This is a genomic window from Sphingomonas gei, assembly GCF_004792685.1.
GTDB lineage: Bacteria > Pseudomonadota > Alphaproteobacteria > Sphingomonadales > Sphingomonadaceae > Sphingomonas > Sphingomonas gei.
The window spans coordinates 1-1,349 of the sequence record NZ_SRXT01000023.1; the positions used below are offsets into that span (position 1 = coordinate 1).

The following is a 1,349-nucleotide window of genomic DNA, read 5'->3' on the forward strand; positions in this document are numbered from 1 at the left end:
GCCGCCGCGATGCTCCGACCGATACGGTGAGCACAGACGATGGCCTCCCGCCGCTGCCGGGCGCCGACGAGCCCGCTCCGCCTGCCGGCACCGATGGGCTGGGGGAATCCTCGGCCGAGGGCGGCTTCGCTGGCGCACCTGCCGGCGGTCGCCGTCGCCGCACGCCAGAAATGGCCGACTGACACACCCGCTTTACCCAGGGGTCACAGGGCTCGCTTCGCACCCCTCGCGAAGCGGGCCTTTTTTCTGTCCGTCGCCCAGGCCGCCCGCACGGTTGCGCTACCCGGCAGCCTTGTATATGTTCGTGTATATCCAAAGGAGGCCGCCATGGTCGGAAATTCCTCTCAGGCGTCACTGTCTCGTGAAGTGAAGCTCTTTCGAAACAACAAAAGCCAGGCAGTACGCATTCCTGCAGACTTCGAGCTGCCAGGCGACCGCGTCATGATACACCGCGAAGGCGACCGACTCGTGCTTGAACCGATCAGGCGCAAAAACATACTCGAAGTATTGGCAAGCCTCGAGCCGCTGGGACCAGACGATCAATTTCCCGATATCGACGACACGCTTCTGCCACCCAAAGCGATCGACCTGTGACCCAACTCTACATGCTCGACACGAATATCGTGTCCGAACTGGCGCGAAACCCTCACGGCATCGTTTCGGCGCGCATCGCCGAAGTCGGGCCCGATGCGATATGCGTCAGCATCATTACCGCGGCGGAACTGCGCTACGGCTGTGCCAAGAAGGGGTCGCCCAGACTGCTGGCGCAGATCGAAGCCATTCTCGCGAGTGTGCAGGTGCTCGCGCTCGATGTCCCGGCCGATACCGAATATGGTGGTATCCGCGCCGAGCTGGAAAGCGCCGGCAAGCCGATCGGCCCGAACGACCTCTTCATCGCCGCTCACGCCTATGCGCTCGAAGCGACTTTGGTGACGGCCAATGTCGGCGAGTTTTCACGTATCCGCGCGCTGACCGTCGAGAACTGGCTCGTTGACCGGCACTGACCGGGCGCGCTCTTCGGCTGTCGACCCACCATGGCGGCCGCGCCATGGACCGGACGATCCCGACGGCGCCGAAGTGGCGCGCTCGGAGCGGCGCTGGCGCGCCTAGCTCGGCCGAACGGCCGAGGAGCTGAGGAGGGTGAGAGAGTGTGTTCGGACAAGGGGTTCGAGCGCACAATCTCAGGAGACTTCCCATGAACATCGGCACCATCCAGCAGAACGCCAGTGGCACCTACACCGGCAAGATCTCGACGCTGACCGTCGCGATCGTCATCGCGCTGCGCACGGTCCAGTCCGTCAATCCGCGCGCACCCAAGTTCGAGATCCTCGCTCTTTCCGCCGCCCGCC

3 protein-coding genes and 1 pseudogene are annotated in these 1,349 nt (G+C 64.2%); all 4 read left to right on the forward strand.

Going from position 1 to position 1,349, the window contains the following annotated elements; translation table 11 throughout:
* A pseudogene (locus tag E5A73_RS21110) lies at window positions 1-182 on the forward strand (DUF736 domain-containing protein); the annotation flags it as partial.
* Window positions 183-327: 145 nt separating this feature from the next.
* Window positions 328-594: an antitoxin gene (locus E5A73_RS21115; protein ID WP_135965832.1), complete on the forward strand. Its 267-nt coding sequence runs from the start codon at window positions 328-330 to the stop codon at window positions 592-594.
* An 11-nt stretch (window positions 595-605) separates the two neighbouring features.
* A complete protein-coding gene (locus E5A73_RS21120) occupies window positions 606-1,004 on the forward strand; it encodes a type II toxin-antitoxin system VapC family toxin (RefSeq protein WP_206366571.1) in 399 nt (132 codons plus the stop codon).
* A 191-nt stretch (window positions 1,005-1,195) separates the two neighbouring features.
* Window positions 1,196-1,349: DUF736 family protein (locus E5A73_RS21125; protein WP_135965533.1), on the forward strand; the 154-nt coding region annotated here is incomplete at its 3' end.